The 18008-nt window shown below is 42.1% G+C and carries 14 protein-coding genes; 11 read left to right on the forward strand and 3 right to left on the reverse strand.

All coding sequences use genetic code 11. The features are described from left to right. Positions 1–18 precede the first annotated feature (18 nt). On the forward strand, positions 19–1374 hold the full coding sequence (locus KHB02_RS12365; protein ID WP_213140002.1) for an aspartate aminotransferase family protein: 1356 nt from the start codon (positions 19–21) through the stop codon (positions 1372–1374). 46 nt (positions 1375–1420) lie between these two features. Here KHB02_RS12365 and KHB02_RS12370 read toward each other — a convergent pair whose 3' ends face one another. The 3 genes from KHB02_RS12370 to KHB02_RS12380 form a co-directional block, all read right to left on the reverse strand. Then, positions 1421–1858, reverse strand: coding sequence for an Rrf2 family transcriptional regulator (locus KHB02_RS12370; protein WP_213140003.1), 438 nt, complete (start codon positions 1856–1858; stop codon positions 1421–1423). Between the two features lie 205 nt (positions 1859–2063). Next, a complete protein-coding gene (locus KHB02_RS12375) occupies positions 2064–3326 on the reverse strand; it encodes an RNA-guided endonuclease InsQ/TnpB family protein (RefSeq protein WP_213140004.1) in 1263 nt (420 codons plus the stop codon). Between the two features lie 178 nt (positions 3327–3504). Further along, on the reverse strand, positions 3505–5463 hold the full coding sequence (locus KHB02_RS12380; RefSeq protein ID WP_213140005.1) for a helix-turn-helix domain-containing protein: 1959 nt from the start codon (positions 5461–5463) through the stop codon (positions 3505–3507). A 260-nt stretch (positions 5464–5723) separates the two neighbouring features. Between KHB02_RS12380 and KHB02_RS12385 the strand changes: the two genes are divergently transcribed. The 10 genes from KHB02_RS12385 to KHB02_RS12430 all read left to right on the forward strand — a co-directional run bounded on the left by KHB02_RS12385 (position 5724) and on the right by KHB02_RS12430 (position 17992). Beyond that, positions 5724–5936 (forward strand): acetyl-CoA carboxylase biotin carboxyl carrier protein subunit, encoded by a 213-nt coding sequence (locus KHB02_RS12385; protein WP_213140006.1) that lies wholly within the window; start codon positions 5724–5726, stop codon positions 5934–5936. 71 nt (positions 5937–6007) lie between these two features. Then, entirely contained in the window at positions 6008–7570 is a 1563-nt protein-coding gene (locus KHB02_RS12390; RefSeq protein ID WP_213140007.1) for an ABC transporter substrate-binding protein, read from the forward strand. Between the two features lie 24 nt (positions 7571–7594). Beyond that, positions 7595–8542, forward strand: coding sequence for an ABC transporter permease (locus KHB02_RS12395; protein ID WP_213140008.1), 948 nt, complete (start codon positions 7595–7597; stop codon positions 8540–8542). Positions 8543–8557: 15 nt separating this feature from the next. Next, positions 8558–9397 (forward strand): ABC transporter permease, encoded by an 840-nt coding sequence (locus tag KHB02_RS12400; RefSeq protein ID WP_213140009.1) that lies wholly within the window; start codon positions 8558–8560, stop codon positions 9395–9397. 11 nt (positions 9398–9408) lie between these two features. Next, entirely contained in the window at positions 9409–10422 is a 1014-nt protein-coding gene (locus KHB02_RS12405) for an ABC transporter ATP-binding protein (RefSeq protein ID WP_213140010.1), read from the forward strand. Continuing rightward, positions 10415–11383, forward strand: coding sequence for an ABC transporter ATP-binding protein (locus KHB02_RS12410; protein WP_213140011.1), 969 nt, complete (start codon positions 10415–10417; stop codon positions 11381–11383). Before KHB02_RS12405 ends, KHB02_RS12410 begins: the two co-directional genes overlap by 8 nt. Before the next feature lie 60 nt (positions 11384–11443). Continuing rightward, complete coding sequence (locus tag KHB02_RS12415) at positions 11444–13057, forward strand: AMP-binding protein (RefSeq protein WP_241113834.1); 1614 nt, start codon at positions 11444–11446, stop codon at positions 13055–13057. A gap of 31 nt (positions 13058–13088) precedes the next feature. Beyond that, a complete protein-coding gene (locus KHB02_RS12420; RefSeq protein WP_213140012.1) occupies positions 13089–14666 on the forward strand; it encodes an acyl-CoA carboxylase subunit beta in 1578 nt (525 codons plus the stop codon). A gap of 42 nt (positions 14667–14708) precedes the next feature. Further along, positions 14709–16307: an ABC transporter substrate-binding protein gene (locus tag KHB02_RS12425; RefSeq protein ID WP_213140013.1), complete on the forward strand. Its 1599-nt coding sequence runs from the start codon at positions 14709–14711 to the stop codon at positions 16305–16307. A gap of 128 nt (positions 16308–16435) precedes the next feature. Then, the gene (locus tag KHB02_RS12430) at positions 16436–17992 is read left to right on the forward strand and encodes an acyl-CoA carboxylase subunit beta (RefSeq protein WP_213140014.1); all 1557 of its coding nucleotides are present in this window, start codon (positions 16436–16438) and stop codon (positions 17990–17992) included. The last annotated feature ends 16 nt before the right edge of the window (positions 17993–18008 follow it).

An 18008-nucleotide genomic window follows, 5' to 3' on the forward strand; every position in this document is an offset into this window, starting at 1 on the left:
GAATTGGAGGGAAGTGTGATGGTTCAAACGGACCGTTCGCAGGAATCGTTGGTGAAGAATGATGATAAATATGTTTGGCATGCGATGCGTCCATACAGTCCGGATGCGACGATTGTTGTTGAGAAGGCGGAAGGTTCTTGGATTACAGATGTAGATGGGAAGCGTTATTTGGATGCGATGTCCGGCCTCTGGTGTGTAAATATTGGCTACGGACGAACGGAATTGGCTGATGCCGCTTATGAGCAATTAAAGGAAATGGCCTATTTTCCCCTTACACAAAGCCATGTTCCGGCCATAAAGCTGGCAGAGAAGTTAAACGAAATGCTTAGTGATGATTATGTAATATTCTTCTCAAACAGCGGTTCTGAAGCAAATGAAACTGCTTTTAAAATCGTGCGCCAATACCACCAGCAAAAAGGCGATCACAATCGCTATAAGATTGTCGCCAGGTACCGTGGTTACCATGGAAATTCCTTTGGGGCGCTCGCTGCCACGGGCCAGGCGCAAAGGAAATATAAGTATGAACCGCTTGCATCAGGCTTTATCCATGTATCTCCGCCGGATTCTTACCGCGATGATACGAATGTGTCCGATCCAATGAAATTATCCTCCGTTCAAGAGATTGATAAAACGATGACTTGGGAGTTAAGTGAAACGATTGCTGCGATGATCATGGAGCCAATCATTACGGGAGGCGGCATTCTTGTCCCGCCGGATGGATACATGAAAGCAGCCCAGGAGGTTTGCAAAAAACACGGGGCGCTGCTAATTGTGGATGAGGTCATTTGCGGATTTGGACGTACCGGCAAGCCGTTCGGTTTTATGAACTATGGGGTCAAACCTGACATAATAACGATGGCAAAAGGGATAACAAGTGCGTATCTGCCGCTATCAGCAACCGCTGTACGCAAGGATATATATGAAGCGTTTAAAGGAACCGAGGAATACGACTATTTCCGTCATGTCAACACATTTGGAGGAAATCCGGCAGCCTGCGCGTTAGCTTTGAAAAACCTCGAAATTATGGAAAAAGAAAAGCTTTTTGACAGGTCCCGGGATCTAGGAGAACAAGTGTTAAATGATTTAAATGACCTTCTCAAAGACCACCCGTACGTCGGCAACGTCCGTGGTAAGGGCCTATTAATTGGTATTGAGTTAGTAAAGGATAAGGGCACAAAAGAGCCCCTTGACGTCAGCCTTGTTAACCAGGTAATCGCCGTCTGCAAGGAAAAAGGCATTATCATTGGTAAAAACGGAGCAACAGTTGCCGGATATAACAATGTTCTTACCCTTGCACCACCATTAAGTATTGAACAAAAGGATTTAAACTTTTTAGTAAAAACGCTTGGGGAAGCACTGGATAAGATAAAATAGGTGAAAAAAAGAGAGCACTCGTGAATTGATCATAAGTGCTCTCTTTTTATTGAGCTTGTTTTTCCTTCTCCAAAATTCCTTTTACAACATCCTCGATCGTCACATTAGCCAGAACTTTTTCCATGGCCAATTGCGCAGTGGAGAAAAGTGGACCAATTGTATCTTGAATATTTCTCCCGACCATACAAGCCGGATTTGGCTCCTCATGGATGCTAAACAACTCATTATCTGATACAACATTAACTGCCTTATAAACATCCAATAATGTTATTTCCGATAACCCCTTAGCCAATCCGGCGCCGGCGATACCGGGCCTTACATGGACCAAACCGGCGTTCTTAAGCATCCCCATGATTTTTCGAATCACAACAGGATTTGTGTTAACGCTTCTAGCAATAAATTCAGAAGTGTTGATTTCATCTTTATTAACTTCCAACAAGGATAATATATGAATTCCTACAGAGAAACGACTACTGATGGACATACCCTTCGCCTTCCTTTTTCTTCATTCCAATCATCTATCAATCAGTATAACACAATGTTGACTTCTCCCCATGCATAAATGCAGGGGATTCTTTTTCAAACCTTCATCAAGGTTGCCCTTTCGGCCGGAGCCTCCAGGTCTTACTACCTCTCCAGTTCTTTACGACATGTGGTTAAAACCACATACCGCAGCCCAATCATAGGCACTACGCCACTGTTAGCTTATACTTCTTGCTTTTGGCAATCGGTACAAGATTCACTCGACGATACTTGGTATTTTCGATTTTAGGAAGGTTTCTTCCTTTCGTTATTTCTCCATTCAATCCTTTGTCCAATATGTTTATGGCACCCACTACATCACGATGGCCTTTTTCTCCACAAGAACAGTTAAATTTACGACTACTCTGTTTAGTGTAAGTTCCGCATTTCGGACAGGTTGCTGAAGTGTAACTCTCTTCCTGCACTAAAACCTCGGTACCTATCAATTTCAGTTTATAGGTGATTAATTTTGTCAGCCTTCCGAAACTCCAATTGGATAGTTGCTGACTTTGTATTTTTCTGGTTTTTCTCTTTTTCTTCGTTCCTCTTTGAATACCTTCAGGTGTCCCTATGAAAAGCGTCTTGATTTGGTTCTCTTCGCACCAATTCACTACTTGCTTAGAGATACAATGTTCGATGTATTCGATTTTCCGTTCCATTTTTTCTAGAAAACGGCGTTTACGAAGAATCAATTTATAACGAGCATTAGAACCTTTTTGTTTTTTACTAATTTTCTTTTGGAGTTTCGCTAAAGTTTTATTTCTAAATCGGTGTAAAGAACGAAGCTCTTTCCCAGTAATGATGAGATGATTTTTACCGTTTGAAAGCGTGATGGCGTGAATGATACCTAAGTCTCCGCCAGCATTATTTTTACCTGTCACTTTTTCTTTTTTCGTCAATTCTACACCCAAGTGGAGCCAATATTCATTTTGGTGCCAAACGATTTCTGCATTCTTAATCGAACCGAAATCAATATGCTTCGGTTTTTTAACATACAACGGTTTTTCTTTTCCTCCATTACTTAATTTTAAATACCCATTTGATTCTAAACTTAAGGCTGATTTTTTGTATTTCACAGAGAAGAAACGCTTGTACTTCCAAGGATACTTCCAATTTTTATTTCCCTCGTATCTTTGTATTTTTGTACGTTCACAAGTTTCTTCGTGTAATTCGATGATAGCTTGGATAGTTTGAGAATGAAGATTGTGAGATTTAGCATTAAACCATTTTTTCTTATCTGATGCATTCGTCCAAAGTTTGTATACATCATAGAGCCACCAATGTAGATCCAAAATGTCATTCCAAAGTCTGGCCGACTCTATTCTTAATCTGTCAACCAATTTTCTTTCACTTTCAGCTAAACGCATTGGAAATTTTCTAATTAGAATGTCTCCAGACGCCTCTTTTTTCTTCTTCTTTTTCAGACTCATTTTCTTCACCTCCCCTATGTTAAATTTATCAAATCGAACGTATGTTCGTCTTTCAAAAAAAAGAGAAAACGTTCGCAAAATCCCACATAAAATGAGGCGTATATCCCCAAATCTAAAGGTATGGGTTTTATGCCTCAGTTTGATAATGATTAATATTGAAAAACAATCTATCGGCCATTTAAAAAAATGACTCCTTTAAATGACAGGCAAGCTGAATTTTCAATCTGTTTTCCGGTTCCTCAAGAGAAACATTTAACAGATCCTCAATTTTTTTCAGCCGTTGATACAAAGTATTGATGTGAACATGAAGGAGCTCGGCCGTTTTCACCGCCGATTGATTCGTTTGAACATAAGTGATTAATGTTTTTTCCAATTCATTATTTCTCAGTTTATTGGAATTTAGAGGCCCAAAGATTTCTTCTAAAAACCTTTCGATTTCCTCTTTGGATTGATTTAAAAAGAGGCGGTTAATGCCGATATCCGAAAATTCCATTAATCCGGAACGGTGTCTGGAGCTTAAATAGGCAATTGCCCTTGCTGCTTCATTATGGGTTTTATAGACAGATTCTACACCCGTATATACTCCGCCAACTCCTGCCCTTAGTGCCACACCTTCATTTTGTTCCCACTCTTTTAATATTTCTTTAATATTGTTCAGGACTCTCGGAAAAGCATCAATAGTTTTAAACGTTAATAGAAGCATTACTTTGTTGCTATTTCCGAAAACGATCTTATCTATCCCGGAGAGCTTGGATTTGATTCTTGAAACTAATCGGTGAATACTTGTTTGTAAAACATGATGGTCAATAAAATTGGTTAGTTCGATGATCGTTGTGCAAAGGTAATTATTTAAATCAATTCCAATATCAAGTCCTTGTTTATAGAGAAGACGCGGCGCCTCTTTTCTTAATAGATTTTGATAAAAATCACTTGTTTTTTTAAAGTAGAATTCTGTAAGGGATTGCCGCTTTGCCAATTCTAGTGCCAATACGGATCCGCCACGTTCTATAATCATGTGTTCGAGCTGAGTTATTGAACGCTGGGCAGAAACAATTAGGCAGCCGGTACAGGTAATGTCAGTAAAAATTGGATAGATAAAAAAAGATTTCTCATCATGATCATAAAGATCCACATAAATAGGATAGTTTTTTGCGCCGATAATCTGTGCTAATTCCTCCATACTGAAGGTTAAAATAGCTCTGCCGGGGAAATATTCGTTCTTTAAAAGATCGACAAAAATTAAAGACATTCCCAGCATTCCGGTCAACTCTTTAACAATCACATCAATACCTTTATTTTGGATAGATAACTGTGTCAGTGTGGCATGCACTTCATTCTGTTTAATGAGGACTTGATTTTTCCTGTTTATTTCCGTAAATAGGCGGGCATTCTCAATGGCAATGGCAATTTGAGCGGTCAGCCCTTTTAAAAGTTTAAGATCCCAGTCAGTGATTTCATGTTCAAGGTTAACTCGGTGTATTCCTAAAACGCCAATAATTTCATTGTGAAAACTAACGGGAACCGATATGGTTGCGTTCACTTTCCCTCCGTGAAAAGCTTTTTTCAAGAGCTCATCATTTTCCTTGGATGTCCCTTTCATGGCATCATTTGCCTCGCGAAAGGAGTTATAGATGCGCGGTTTGCCATCTAAAAATGTTTTCCCTGTCACTGATTCCCCGACTCTGTATTTTACTTGTTCAATTTCCTTTTTCCAGCCCCTATAAGCCCTGCATACCAACCGGTCAATGACCGGATTATAAAGCCAAAAGGCCGCTGTGTCGGCTCCTGGGATGATGCTGGCTACATTATCAAGGATTTTTGTCAGAAGCACATCTAAGTCGAGGGAGGAGGTGATGTTTTGAACCCCTTCAATCAATTTTTCCATTTCTATATTTTTCGATTTCAATGCGTACTGTGTATATATGGGATATAAAAGATGATAAAAAATATCAATATTTTCTTTTTCTTTGGAGATATTTTCGTCGGAGGATAAAAGATATACCTTGTAGCTCTGTGGGTAATCTAGCGTGATGATGGTTTGATAAACCAGTTTTAAGGGCGATAATTCCTGTACAGAGGAATCAATGTTTTCAATATCAGAATCATAACTGTCAATCAGCTCCCATTTATGTTCCACGGGAGAATAAATCCAAATTTGATAGGAAGATATAGATAATTTTCTTTTAAGAAATGACCTTAGAAGAGAATGGTCAACCACTTTACAACACCTCAATGTAAAAAACTCTATTTAAATTACCCAAAATGTAAATGGACCTACATTGTGTCAATTCTACCAATTATATATACTTTAAGTAAATACTGAATATTCAGACATAAATCGACAATTTTTGAAATCGCTTTCTTTAAGCGGTTATTTAAAAGGAGGTGGCGAAAAAGATGAGTTCTATCACTTCGTATATGGCAGGCAACATTTTTAAAGTCCTAGTAAAAGAAGGGGATACGATTTCACCTGGTGAAGATGTTGTCATATTGGAGTCAATGAAAATGGAAATACCGATTACAGCTGAAGCGCAGGGGACAGTTATTGAAGTTACGGTGAATGAAGGCGATTTTGTAAACGAAGGGGATGTCCTAATTAAGTTCGAATAGCACCATTCATACCTTACGCGAATATTTGCGCTTATTTGCCAGTCAAACCCCACTTATTAAGGAGGTTTCATATGAAGAAATCTAGTAAACTTTTTGGTGCTATATTTTTAGCAATTATTCTCCTTGTCTCTGGCTGCTCACAAAAGAATTCAACGACGAAACAAACTTCCGGAACTACCTCGGAGGGAGCAACAAAAGCCGAACCCAAAAAGGGCGGAAGCATTGTTGTCGCTTATGATTCCGATATAAGCAACTATGACCCGATCCTTGGCAATTCCGGTAATGACCATGCACTTCTTTATCCTGTTTATGACACGCTGGTAAACTACAACGCAAATTTAGAGCCCAAGCCGGGACTAGCGAAATCCTGGGACACACCGGACGATAAAACGATTGTTCTCCACCTCCAAGAAAATGTCTTATTCCATGACGGCACCAAATTTAATGCGGAAGCAGTGAAGTTTAATATTGAACGTATCAATTCCAAGGATTCAAAAGTTTCCGACCTTTCCAATGTGGAATCGGTAGAGGCTGTAGACGAGAATACGGTTAAATTGCATCTTAAACAGCCAGATTCTTCTATCATTCTAGCCTTATCAGATCGTTCTGGGATGATGGTTTCACCTGCGGCCGTTCAAAAATTCGGTGCAGATTATTCCCAAAACCCGGTTGGTACAGGGCCATATAAAATGGTCAAATGGGTTCGCAATGGGGAAATTCAATTTGAAGCAAATAAAGATTATTGGCAAAAAGGGCTTCCATACTTGGACAAAATTACAGCAAAAATCATGCCGGATGAAAATACGCGTTTAAATGCTCTGAAATCAGGTCAGATTCAATTCTATTGGAATGTTTCTCCTGATAACAGCCAGGTATTAAAGAATGACAAGAATATCGTGTTAGATACGAAAATGAAGGTGGCTTTCTATAATATTTACCTCAATACGAAAATGGCTCCATTTGACAAGAAGGAAGTCAGACAAGCATTGGAATATGCCATCGACCGCGAATCATTGGTAAAAGCGTTAACATTCGGCGAGGGAGAGGCGGCCTATCAAACCTTTCCAAAAGACTATTGGGCGGCATCTCCTGATGCAAAAATTGCATATGACCCGAAAAAAGCAAAGGAATTATTAAAACAAGCCGGTCTTGATAGCGTCACTTTTGATATGTTTGTACCTACCAACACCTTCTATACAAGGTTGGGCGAAGCAATAAAAGGTCAGGTAAAGGATGCAGGATTTAACATTAATATCCAGCCTATGGAATTAACAAAAGGAGTAGCGCTTTATTTTAACGAAAAGCAAATCGCTGCTAATCTAACTGCCTGGACCGGAAGACCCGACCCGCAGCAAACCGTCAATTTATTCCTAAGCCAAAAAGGTTTTTATAATGTCGGCGCTGAATCCTCACCGGAAAAGGAAGAATTAATATTGAAAGCTGCTTCCTCTTATGATCAAAAGGAACGGGCTAAATTATATGCGGAAATTAATAAGATTTCTATTCTAGACGAAGCTATGCAAGTTCCGATTTTGTTCCAGCCTTCAACAGCTGCTATGTCAACGAAAGTGAAAGGATTTGAAGGAACATTACTTGGAAAACCGAAATTTTCAACCTTATGGTTAGATCAATAGAATTGGAGAGAGGGGAAGAGATCCATGTTTTTTAAGTTTTTACTGCGGCGTTTGATGTATGTAATCCCAATGCTAATTGTAACGACACTGATCGTCTTTTCCCTCATCTTGATCATTCCGGGAGATCCCGCTCTGGCGCTTCTTGGAGACAATGCGACTGAAGAGAAATTGGCATTGTTGAGAAGTCAGCTCGGGCTGGATCAGCCCGTACTGATTCAGTATTGGAATTGGCTTACCAATGCGGTTCAAGGTGATTTGGGACGTTCTCTCTTTACTGGGGAGATTGTGAGTGATGCAGTCTTTTCAAGACTTGGTATTACCTTCCAGCTTGTCGTCGCGTCCATCGTCTTTTCATTTATTTTTGGAATGATTTTCGCGATTGGGTCGGTTATTAAACCGAATAGCTGGATGGATTACGTTTCAAGATTTATGGGAACAATTGGCACAGCAATCCCTAACTTTTGGCTGGCAATGCTACTTATCGTCGTATTTAGTGTAAACCTTGGCTGGCTTCCGGCAACTGGATTTACAAGTATTTCTGATAATCTAGGCGGCTTTTTCCAGAGTATCATCCTGCCGGCAATTTGTTTAGGCGCTTTTGGTGCAGCCCAAATTACGAGGCAATTACGATCGTCCCTTCTTGAAGTGTTGGAATCGGACTATATTCGTACAGCATATTCAAAGGGCTTATTGCTTTGGCCGGTTATTTGGAAGCATGCACTTCGGAATTCCCTTCTTCCCGTTATCACGACAACAGGACTGTTGTTTGGGAACATGTTAGGTGCAACCGTCGTCATCGAAACGGTATTCGCCATCCCGGGAATGGGGCAGCTTGCGGTAAATTCGATTTTACAGAGGGACTTCCCGATGCTGCAGGGCGTTGTGTTAGTCATGGTTATCTTGGTATTGATTATCAATTTCGTGACCGATGTATTATATAGTGTTTTGGATCCGAGGATTGAATTTAAATAAGAAGGAGGCGGCTTGATGCAATTCCGTTTGATGTTTCAACGATTATTTCATGAAAAGCTGGCATTCGTAAGTATGATTTTTTTGCTGCTTTTAGTATTCCTATCAGTATTTGCATCTTGGATTGTTCCCTTTGATCCAAATAAGCAGGATTTGACCAAAGTCATGCTGCCACCTGACGGAACGTATTGGTTTGGAACAGATGAATTGGGCCGTGATGTATTTTCACGTGTACTGATGGGAGCACAGGCAGCGATTCAAGCTGGCGTTGTGGCGATTTTAATTCCACTTTTTGTTGGAGTTCCGCTTGGCATTATCTCGGGATATTTAGGCGGAATTGTCGATGATATTTTCATGAGAATTGTCGATGCCATTTTATCGTTTCCCGCTATTCTTCTTGCCCTGGGAATTACAGGAGCATTGGGGGTTAGTTTATGGAATGCGATGATTGCGATCGGGATTATCTTTACGCCGCAATTTGCCCGCCTTGCAAGAGGGCAGACCCTTCAAGTCAGAAGGGAACCTTATGTGGAAGCGGCCAAAATATCAGGTGCAGGTCCTTTGTGGATTATGATGAAACATATCCTTCCCAATATATTATCTCCCATCATTGTTCAGGCGTCCTTTAGCTTCAGTCTTGCCATTTTAGTAGAGGCTTCCTTAAGCTTTCTCGGCATGGGGGCGCAGTCGCCTCAGGTCAGCTGGGGCGGAATGCTGCATCAGGCTTACAGCATGATATTTGTGAATCCTTACATGATGCTTTTCCCGGGCCTAGCCATACTGATTTCTGTGTTGGCGGGTAACTTTTTTGGAGACGGATTACGAGTGGCTATTGATCCAAAAATGAAGAGAACTTAGGGGGTATTGAATTGAGAGGTCCGAATGAACCTGTTTTAGAGGTAAAAAATCTTTGTTCTTATATCCCCACATCCAGGGGAGTCATCAAACCAGTCAATAATATCTCATTTTCAATCGGAGCGGGCGAAATTGTTGCTTTGGTCGGGGAATCAGGAAGCGGCAAAAGCGTGACGGCATTGTCCATTATGGGGTTGAATTCCCCATCAATTAAATATGAGAAGGATAGCGAGATTTCCTTTAAAGGTGAGAATTTGCTGAAAATGAAAAAAAGGCAGATGAAAAAGATAAGAGGAAATGAGATTTCGATGATCTTTCAGGATCCGATGTCATCGCTAAATCCATTACATCCGATTGGAAAACAAATTGCCGAGCCGATTCAGCTTCATCAGGGTGTCAGCTATCAGAAGGCAAAGAAAATTGTCGTCAATTTGCTAGCAAAGGTCGGTATTCCTGATCCAGAAAACCGGCTTAATGATTACCCCCATCAATTGTCCGGGGGAATGCGGCAGCGTATTATGATTGCGATGGCATTAGCCTGTAATCCATCACTGCTGATTGCCGATGAACCTACAACAGCGCTTGATGTAACGATCCAGGCGCAGATCCTGAATGTGATGAGAGATCTGCAAAAGGATACAGGCATTTCCATCCTGATTATTACGCATGATTTAGGCGTTGTGGCTGAAATGGCTGATCGCGTTCTTGTCATGTATTGCGGGGAAATTGTCGAAGAGGGTGATGTCTATTCTCTGTTCAAAAATCCCCAGCATCCGTATACAAAGGGATTGCTGGCAAGCGTCCCAAAACTCAGGGGGGCATCGGAAAAGCTTCTTCACACGATTCCAGGCGCTGTGCCGAATCCGCTTGAGCTGCCGAAGGGCTGTAATTTTTCCGGGCGGTGCAGTTATGCCACGGAAAAATGTCTCACTGAGGCTCCAAACCTGGTGGAGACAGGGAAAGACCGGAGAGCAGCCTGCTGGCATATTGTAGATTTGCAAACGGAAGAGGTGACTGTACATGCCTGAACCATTGATATCGATTAAAGACGTCAAAAAACACTATCCAATTGGAAGCGGTTTATTTAGCAAAAAAGGAAAATGGTTAAAGGCCGTGGATGGTATAAGTCTTGATGTCCACCGTGGCGAGACAGTTGGTCTGGTTGGAGAATCAGGCTGCGGAAAATCTACACTTGGCAGAATGGTTGTCGGCCTCTTGGAGCCGACTTCAGGTGAAGTCGTATTTGAGGGAAATTCGCTTTTATCCAAAGGACGAAATAAGCGTGATTTGGGGCAAAAAATTCAAATGGTCTTTCAAGACCCATATTCTTCGCTCAACCCGAGAATGAATGTGGCAAACATTATTGCGGAACCATTAGTGCTTCATAAAATTGGTACCAGCAGTGAGAGGAAGAAACGTGTGGATGAGCTGCTTGAAAAGGTAGGGCTGACAGCGGCTCATGGAAGCCGCTATCCGGAAGAGTTCTCTGGCGGCCAGCGTCAACGAATCGGCATTGCCAGAGCGTTGGCCCTTAATCCAAGTTTGATCGTTTGCGATGAACCAGTTTCAGCATTAGATGTGTCGATTCAAGCTCAAATCTTAAATCTATTAAAAGAAATCCAGGAAGATATGGGTCTCTCCTATATATTCATTGCCCACGGACTGCAGGCAGTCAAGCATATTAGTGATCGGATTGTGGTGATGTATTTAGGAAAGATCATGGAAATCTCAGAAACAGATCAGCTCTTTGAGCAGCCGCTCCATCCTTATACAGAGGCATTGATATCTGCGGTTCCAGAGCCTGATCCAACTGTTCGGAACCGTGAACGCATTTTGTTAAGCGGAGATCTTCCGAATCCGGCGAATCCCCCGGTAGGCTGCAGATTTTCTACTCGGTGCCCGCTTGCAGATGAGCGCTGCAGGCGTGAAGAGCCGCCGCTTGAACAGATCTCCGAGGGCAGATGGGTTGCTTGTTTTTATCATGGGTGATTCATAGTTTTAGATATAAAAAGAATGAAAGTAATTATGTATATGAAAGGGATGTGTTCCTTGAATAGTGGAAAGCCATTACACGAGTACCTAAGAAACCATGCAAAAGTGAACCCAAATAAACCAGCCGTCATCTTTTATGGAAGAACGCTGACATATGAGGAACTTGATGAGCTCTCGGATCGTTTTGCCCATTATCTGTATTCACAAGGGATTCGCAAGGGAGATAAAGTAGCTCTGTTTTTGCCAAACTGCCCGCAATATATCATTTGCCATTTTGGAATCCAAAAGATTGGTGCGATTGTAGGGCCATGCAATCCGATGTTCAAGGAATGGGAGCTGGAATATGAAGTCAATGACCTTGGGGCAAAAGCCATTGTGACTTTGGATCAATTGTATCCAATCGTCGAAAAGGCAAAGTCAAATACCACCCTCCAATTGGTGATCACAACAAGCTACATAGACTTCCTCCCGGAGAAACCGATTCCCGAATTCCCTGAGGAACTGCAGGAAAAGAAATATTATTCAGAAGCAACTGATTTAGTCAGCATCCTTCATACAGGCATTGCAGATTGTCCGGATGTTGACCTAGATATTGATAATGATGTATGCCTTATCGTCTACACATCCGGTTCGACTGGTCTGCCAAAAGGTGCGATGCTCACTTACCGGAACGCACTTTACAAATCTCAAGGTGTTGCAGAAGCAAGGGGATTTCATGCCGATGATATTGCCTTATCAATAATGCCAATCTGCCATATTGCTGGCATGTTGTTTATGAATGTTAGTTTTTACACAGGTGGAACGATCGTCCTGCTTAATCGATTTACACCTGAAGCCGCGATGGATGTCATCGAACGGCATCGAGTAACAGTGGCACAAACTGTTGTACCAATGAATGTGGCCATTATAAATCATCCCCATGCAGCCCAAGTCGATTTCAGTTCACTAAGAGTCAATTCCTGTACTAGCTTTGGGATACAATTGACAGAAGAAATCTCGAATCAATGGAAGGCGCTGACAGGCATCGGATTATTTGAATCCGCTTATGGCTTAAGCGAAACGCATACAGGAGATTCGTTGATGTCACCAGATGCTATTAAATTCGGGACGACTGGAAAACCAATTCCAGGAACAAAGATTAAAATACTTTCCTTAGATGAACCACGTCAAGAAGTTCCCATCGGTGAACAGGGCGAAATTGTTGTCAACAGTCCCGGAGTATTTAAAGGCTATTTGAATAAACCCGAAGCAACCGCCAAAACACTGCGGGATGGCTGGGTGTTTACCGGAGATATAGGCAAGTTTGACGAAGATGGTTACCTCTACTTTTTAGGACGTGTCAAAGAAATGATTAAATGTTCCGGTTATAGTGTGTTTCCGGAAGATGTCGAATTATTATTGAACAAACATTCGGCGGTTTCTGAGTCCGCTGTAATTGGGGTTCCGGACCCAATCCGCGGTGAGACCGTTAAAGCATTCGTTGTCCTTCGTCCAGACTATGAAAACAGCATAACTCCGGAAGAGCTCATTCTATGGAGCAAAGAAAAAATGGCGGCTTATAAGTACCCCCGTCATATTGAATTCCGTGAATCCCTCCCCAAGACAGGGACGGGGAAATTGCTGCGAAGAGTGCTGGCAGACGAAGAAAAAGCGAAAGTGAAAATTAATTAAGAAAGATTCATTTCTATAAAAGAAATTGGACATGAATCATACTAGTTTCGGCTTAAGGAGGTTTTCTAGTGTGGAGGAACTAATTGCCGATTTGGCACGAAGAAAAGCAAAAGCTAAATTGATGGGTGGACCCGAAAAAGTAGAGCGTGAGCATAATCTTGGAAAATATACTGCAAGGGAACGAATTGAAAAATTCGTTGACCCAGGAACGTTTATGGAACTGGGGATTTTAAATCACTCTGATCAGCCTGGTGCTGAAGTAAAAAGTCCAGCTGACGGCTATATATGCGGCCTCGCCAAAATTGAAGGAAGACCCGTGCTTGTTCAGGCTGCGGATAAAACAGTCTTTGCAGGAGCCGAAGGCCAAGTATATATCAGAAAAGCACGGTCGTTAAAGGAATACGCGGTCAAGCGCGGAATCCCAATCTTTGAACTAGCTGAGGGAGGGGGGCTCCGCATGCCTGATGGTATGGGGTCAGACGGAATCAGTGCAAGTCTACCTTCAAGAGAAGGGTTGCGCCATGGCCGGCAGGTGCCCCATATTGTGGGAATCATGGGGGATAGCTTTGGCGGCCCCACATGGCACGCAGTTACCTCAGATTTTGCTGTACAAGTAAAAGGAACCTGTATGGCGGTTGGCGGCCCAAGGATGCTAGAAATAGCAACCGGGGAAAAAATATCTAATGAAGATTTGGGTGGCTGGAAACTACATTCTGAAAAAACAGCACAAATAGACGAAGTTGCTGAAAACGAAGATGAGTGTATGGAGAAGATGAAAGAGTTTTTTTCCTATATGCCGTTGAATGCTACCGAAGAGCCACCTTTTAGGCCTACGAATGATGACCCTCACCGAATAGTAGATGAGGTACTTGAAATCGTACCAACCAAACGTAACAGAGCCTATGATATGACTAAATTAATCAAAACAATTGTAGACGATGGGAAATTTTTTGAAATTAAGCCTTTATTCGGAAGGGCTTTGATTACAGGATTTGCGCATCTAAACGGTAGGTCTGTCGGAATAATCGCAAACCAGCCAATGAGGTTTGGAGGTGCGGCCGGTCCAGATGAATGCGACAAGGCAATCGAATTTATTAGTTTATGTGATTCGTTTCATTTGCCATTAATATTTTTACACGATATTCCAGGATTTCGAATTGGCAGTAAAGGCGAGCAACAGAGAATTCCGTCAAAAATTATGGCATGGAATCAGGCACTAGCTTACTCAACGGTTCCAAAACTATCTGTTATTATCCGCAAAAGTATCGGGATGGCTTATTCAAATATGTGTGGACCGGGACTCGGAGCAGACTTTGTAGTAGCATGGCCTACAGCAGAAATAAATTTCACAGGTCCTGAAGTTGGAATTAATGTTGTGTATGGCAATCAATTGATAGATTCCGAGAATGCTTCGGAAGAACGAAAAGAACTGCTGAACCAATGGTCTTTTGACAGTTCGCCGTATAAAGCAGCAGCTAAACATCTTATTGACGATGTGATTGACCCACGTGATACCCGTAAATTTCTGTGTCAATCACTAGAATACGCATGTTTAAAAAATGGCTCGAAAAGCGAGCGTTTATTGGCAACCTGGCCCTCACTATACTAGAAAAGCTGAAAGAAAATAATTTTGTGTTTCGAAGGTTAGTAAATGGCGTTAAAAGGGGGATTAGGGATGGGGATAGGAAAACGATTAACGTTTTTTTACTTAATTGCAGTTTTGATGATTATTTTAGGTGGATGTAGCTCAGTTTCAACTTCTACTGGAAATCAACCTGAAGGCAAAAAAACATCTGATACAAAAGAAACGAAGAATACCCCGAAACAAGGTGGAGAATTGAGTGTTGGCTATTATTCAGATGCAAGCAGCTTCGACCCAATTCTCGCATCATCGGGCGGTGATGAATCCCTATTATATTTCGTCTATGACAGGCTGATTAATTACGGGCCAAATTTTGAGCCGTTACCGGCACTTGCAGAATCCTGGGAACAAAAAGATAATCAAACTCTCATTCTTCACCTTCGCAAAGGGGTTACTTTTCATGATGGTACACCTTTTAATGCTGAAGCAGTTAAATTTAATATTGAACGAATCAACTCAGATAAGTCCAATAAGGCTGATTTAAAAATAATAGAAACAGTAGAGGTCATTGATGAGCATACTGTTGGTTTGCACTTGAATACACCTTATATGGGATTGCTTGAAGTTTTAATGGGGCCATCCGGAATGATGGTAAGTCCTGATGCAGTCAAAAAATATGGAGACGAATACGCATTGCATCCAGTTGGCACAGGCCCTTTCAAAATGACAAAACGGACACCGAACAGCGAAATTCAATTTGAACGCTTTAATGATTATTGGGACGAGGGTAAGCCATACCTGGATAAGATAAATGTTAAAGTTTTACTTCAAGAAAACACGATGATTAACGCATTAAAATCTGGTGAAGTTCAAATCATTGCTCCAATCTCTGCAGCAAACCTGCCTGCATTGGAAAAATCACCCAATATTTCGATTGATGCAAGTTCATCATTAAATTACCAAAATATATTTATCAACACATCAATGGCTCCTTTGGACAATAAAGATGTTCGACTGGCGATTCAGTATGCGATTGATCGTGAGCAACTCGTTAAAGCAATTCAATTTGGCAAAGGCGAACCTGCCTATAGTCCTTTTTCAAAAGATCATCCAGTCTATACGGCAAATAGTGTGATTCAACATGATGTTACCAAAGCAAAACAACTATTGAAAGATTCTGGAGTAAAAGATCTTTCCTTCGATATGCTGGTTAAACCGGATGCATTTAGTGTAAGAGTTGGTGAAGCTGTCACACTTCAATTAAAAGAAGTCGGAATAAATGTCAATTTAAAACCGACTGAGGTTACAAAACTTGTACAGCTCGCTTTCGGCCAGCCTCAGTATCCTGCAACGGTTGCGAGGGCCGCAGCAAGACCCGACCCTTTATCATTATTAAACTTGTATTATGGAAAATCAAGCTACTATAATCCTGGAAGAAATAATAACCCTGAATTTGAATCACTAATTCAGCAAGCTGCAGGCAAATCCGATAATACAGAACGTAATAAACTCCTTGCAGAAGCAACAGTAAAGATCATGCAGGAAGATGCTGCTGCTATTCCATTATTTTTTGAACCGATGATTGTTGCTATGTCAGACAAGGTTAAAGGCTATGAGCCACATCAGTACGGTAAGCCGAGATTCCCGTTCTTATGGCTGGAGAAATAAATGAAAACTCGCCGATTGGCGAGTTCGAAGGACGAAGACAGAGGCCTAGTTGAATTTCTTATTAGCTAAACAAAATATAAAAAATCCCTTCTCGGTTGGGAACTTTGAATAAGGAGGAGCAGAACAAAATGACATGGGAACCAGAAATTAAAGAACTGCGGCGCCGTGAAGAACTCGCCCGCCAGATGGGCGGCGAAGAACGTGTCGCGAAACATAAAGCGCAAGGGAAATTAACAGTAAGAGAAAGAATTGACGGTTTATTAGATACCGGTTCGTTCCATGAAACTGGGGCAATTGCCGGAAAGAGCAAATATGATGAGAATGGCAATGTCATAGATTTTACACCAGCGAATTTTATCTTGGGCACCGGAAGGATCAATGGCCGAAAGGTTGTTGTTGGTGCAGATGACTTCACCGTTAGAGGGGGCGCTGCAGATGGTGCCATCCGCGGCAAACAAGTATATGCAGAACGTCTGGCGCATGACCTGCAGCTTCCGATTATTCGGCTGGTAGACGGAACCGGGGGCGGGGGCAGCGTGAAGTTCTTGGATATGGAGGGGCATACCTATGTTCCTGTTAATCCTGCCTGGGACTTGGTGGTAGGCAACATGGAGCGCGTGCCAGTTGTTGCTGCCTGCTTAGGCTCAGTTGCCGGACTCGGAGCAGCGAGGGTTGCTGCTTCACATTTTTCAGTGATGGTGGAGGAAACGTCCCAGTTATTCGTTGCCGGCCCGCCAGTTGTCAAATTTGGAATGGGACAGGATTTAACGAAAGAAGAACTTGGCGGTGTACAAGTCCATCGTACCAGCGGCGCTGTTGACAATATGGCGAAGTCTGAAGAAGATGCCTTTGAGCAGATTCGCACGTTCTTATCCTATTTGCCATCAAGCGTATGGCAGCTTCCGCCCGTATTGCCATCAAACGATGACCCAGAGCGGCGAGAGGAACGGTTGATTTCCGTTATCCCGAAAAACCGCCGGGTTCCTTATAAAATCCGTGAAATCCTGCCAATGATTTTTGATAAGGATTCCATTTTTGAAATGGGACGGTATTATGGCGGTGGTACTCTCACTTGTTTCGCGCGACTTGATGGATATCCGGTTGGAGTAATGGCCAACGATCAGTTTGTCAATGGAGGCGGATTGACAGCCGAAAGCTCAGAAAAAATAGAACGGTTCGTCGACCTTTGTCAAACCTTCCATTTACCAATTGTGAACTTAGTCGACCAGCCAGGCATGATCATCGGACTTCCTTCTGAGAAGAAAGGAACGATTCGCAAAGGGGTCCGCGCAATTTCAGCCATCTATCAGGCTACTGTTCCGATGATGGAAATTATCCTCAGAAGAGTATTTGGTGTCGGCGGGGCAGGAATGTCTAATGGTCACGGATTAAACTTAAGATATGCCTGGCCTTCCGGTGATTGGGGATCACTCCCTGTTGAGGGCGGTGTCCATGTAGCCTATCGCCGCGAGCTTGAAGCAAGCGATAATCCTGAAGCTTTACTAAAGGAATTATTAGAACGAATGGAATCCGTACGCTCTCCACTTCGAACAGCTGAAGCCTTTGGCGTGGAGGAAATTATCGACCCAAGAGACACACGTCCATTACTCTGTGAATGGGTCCGGGATGCCTACGAGCTGCTTCCGCAGCAATTGGGTCCTTCCAGTCACGGAATGAGACCATAATTTATAAATAGACAGA

The sequence above is a fragment of the Neobacillus citreus genome (genome assembly GCF_018343545.2).
In the GTDB taxonomy this organism is placed as follows: Bacteria; Bacillota; Bacilli; order Bacillales; family Cytobacillaceae; genus Neobacillus; species Neobacillus citreus.

What these genes read in the sequence shown, in the direction of transcription:
- KHB02_RS12375 (WP_213140004.1), bottom strand. Translation starts at nt 3,326, where the DNA reads ATGAGTCTGAAAAAGAAGAAGAAAAAAGAGGCGTCTGGAGACATTCTA.
- KHB02_RS12365 (WP_213140002.1), top strand. Translation starts at nt 19, where the DNA reads ATGGTTCAAACGGACCGTTCGCAGGAATCGTTGGTGAAGAATGATGAT.
- KHB02_RS12390 (WP_213140007.1), top strand. Translation starts at nt 6,008, where the DNA reads ATGAAGAAATCTAGTAAACTTTTTGGTGCTATATTTTTAGCAATTATT.
- KHB02_RS12410 (WP_213140011.1), top strand. Translation starts at nt 10,415, where the DNA reads ATGCCTGAACCATTGATATCGATTAAAGACGTCAAAAAACACTATCCA.
- KHB02_RS12400 (WP_213140009.1), top strand. Translation starts at nt 8,558, where the DNA reads ATGCAATTCCGTTTGATGTTTCAACGATTATTTCATGAAAAGCTGGCA.
- KHB02_RS12395 (WP_213140008.1), top strand. Translation starts at nt 7,595, where the DNA reads ATGTTTTTTAAGTTTTTACTGCGGCGTTTGATGTATGTAATCCCAATG.
- KHB02_RS12420 (WP_213140012.1), top strand. Translation starts at nt 13,089, where the DNA reads ATGAATCATACTAGTTTCGGCTTAAGGAGGTTTTCTAGTGTGGAGGAA.
- KHB02_RS12385 (WP_213140006.1), top strand. Translation starts at nt 5,724, where the DNA reads ATGAGTTCTATCACTTCGTATATGGCAGGCAACATTTTTAAAGTCCTA.
- KHB02_RS12370 (WP_213140003.1), bottom strand. Translation starts at nt 1,858, where the DNA reads ATGTCCATCAGTAGTCGTTTCTCTGTAGGAATTCATATATTATCCTTG.
- KHB02_RS12425 (WP_213140013.1), top strand. Translation starts at nt 14,709, where the DNA reads ATGGCGTTAAAAGGGGGATTAGGGATGGGGATAGGAAAACGATTAACG.
- KHB02_RS12430 (WP_213140014.1), top strand. Translation starts at nt 16,436, where the DNA reads ATGACATGGGAACCAGAAATTAAAGAACTGCGGCGCCGTGAAGAACTC.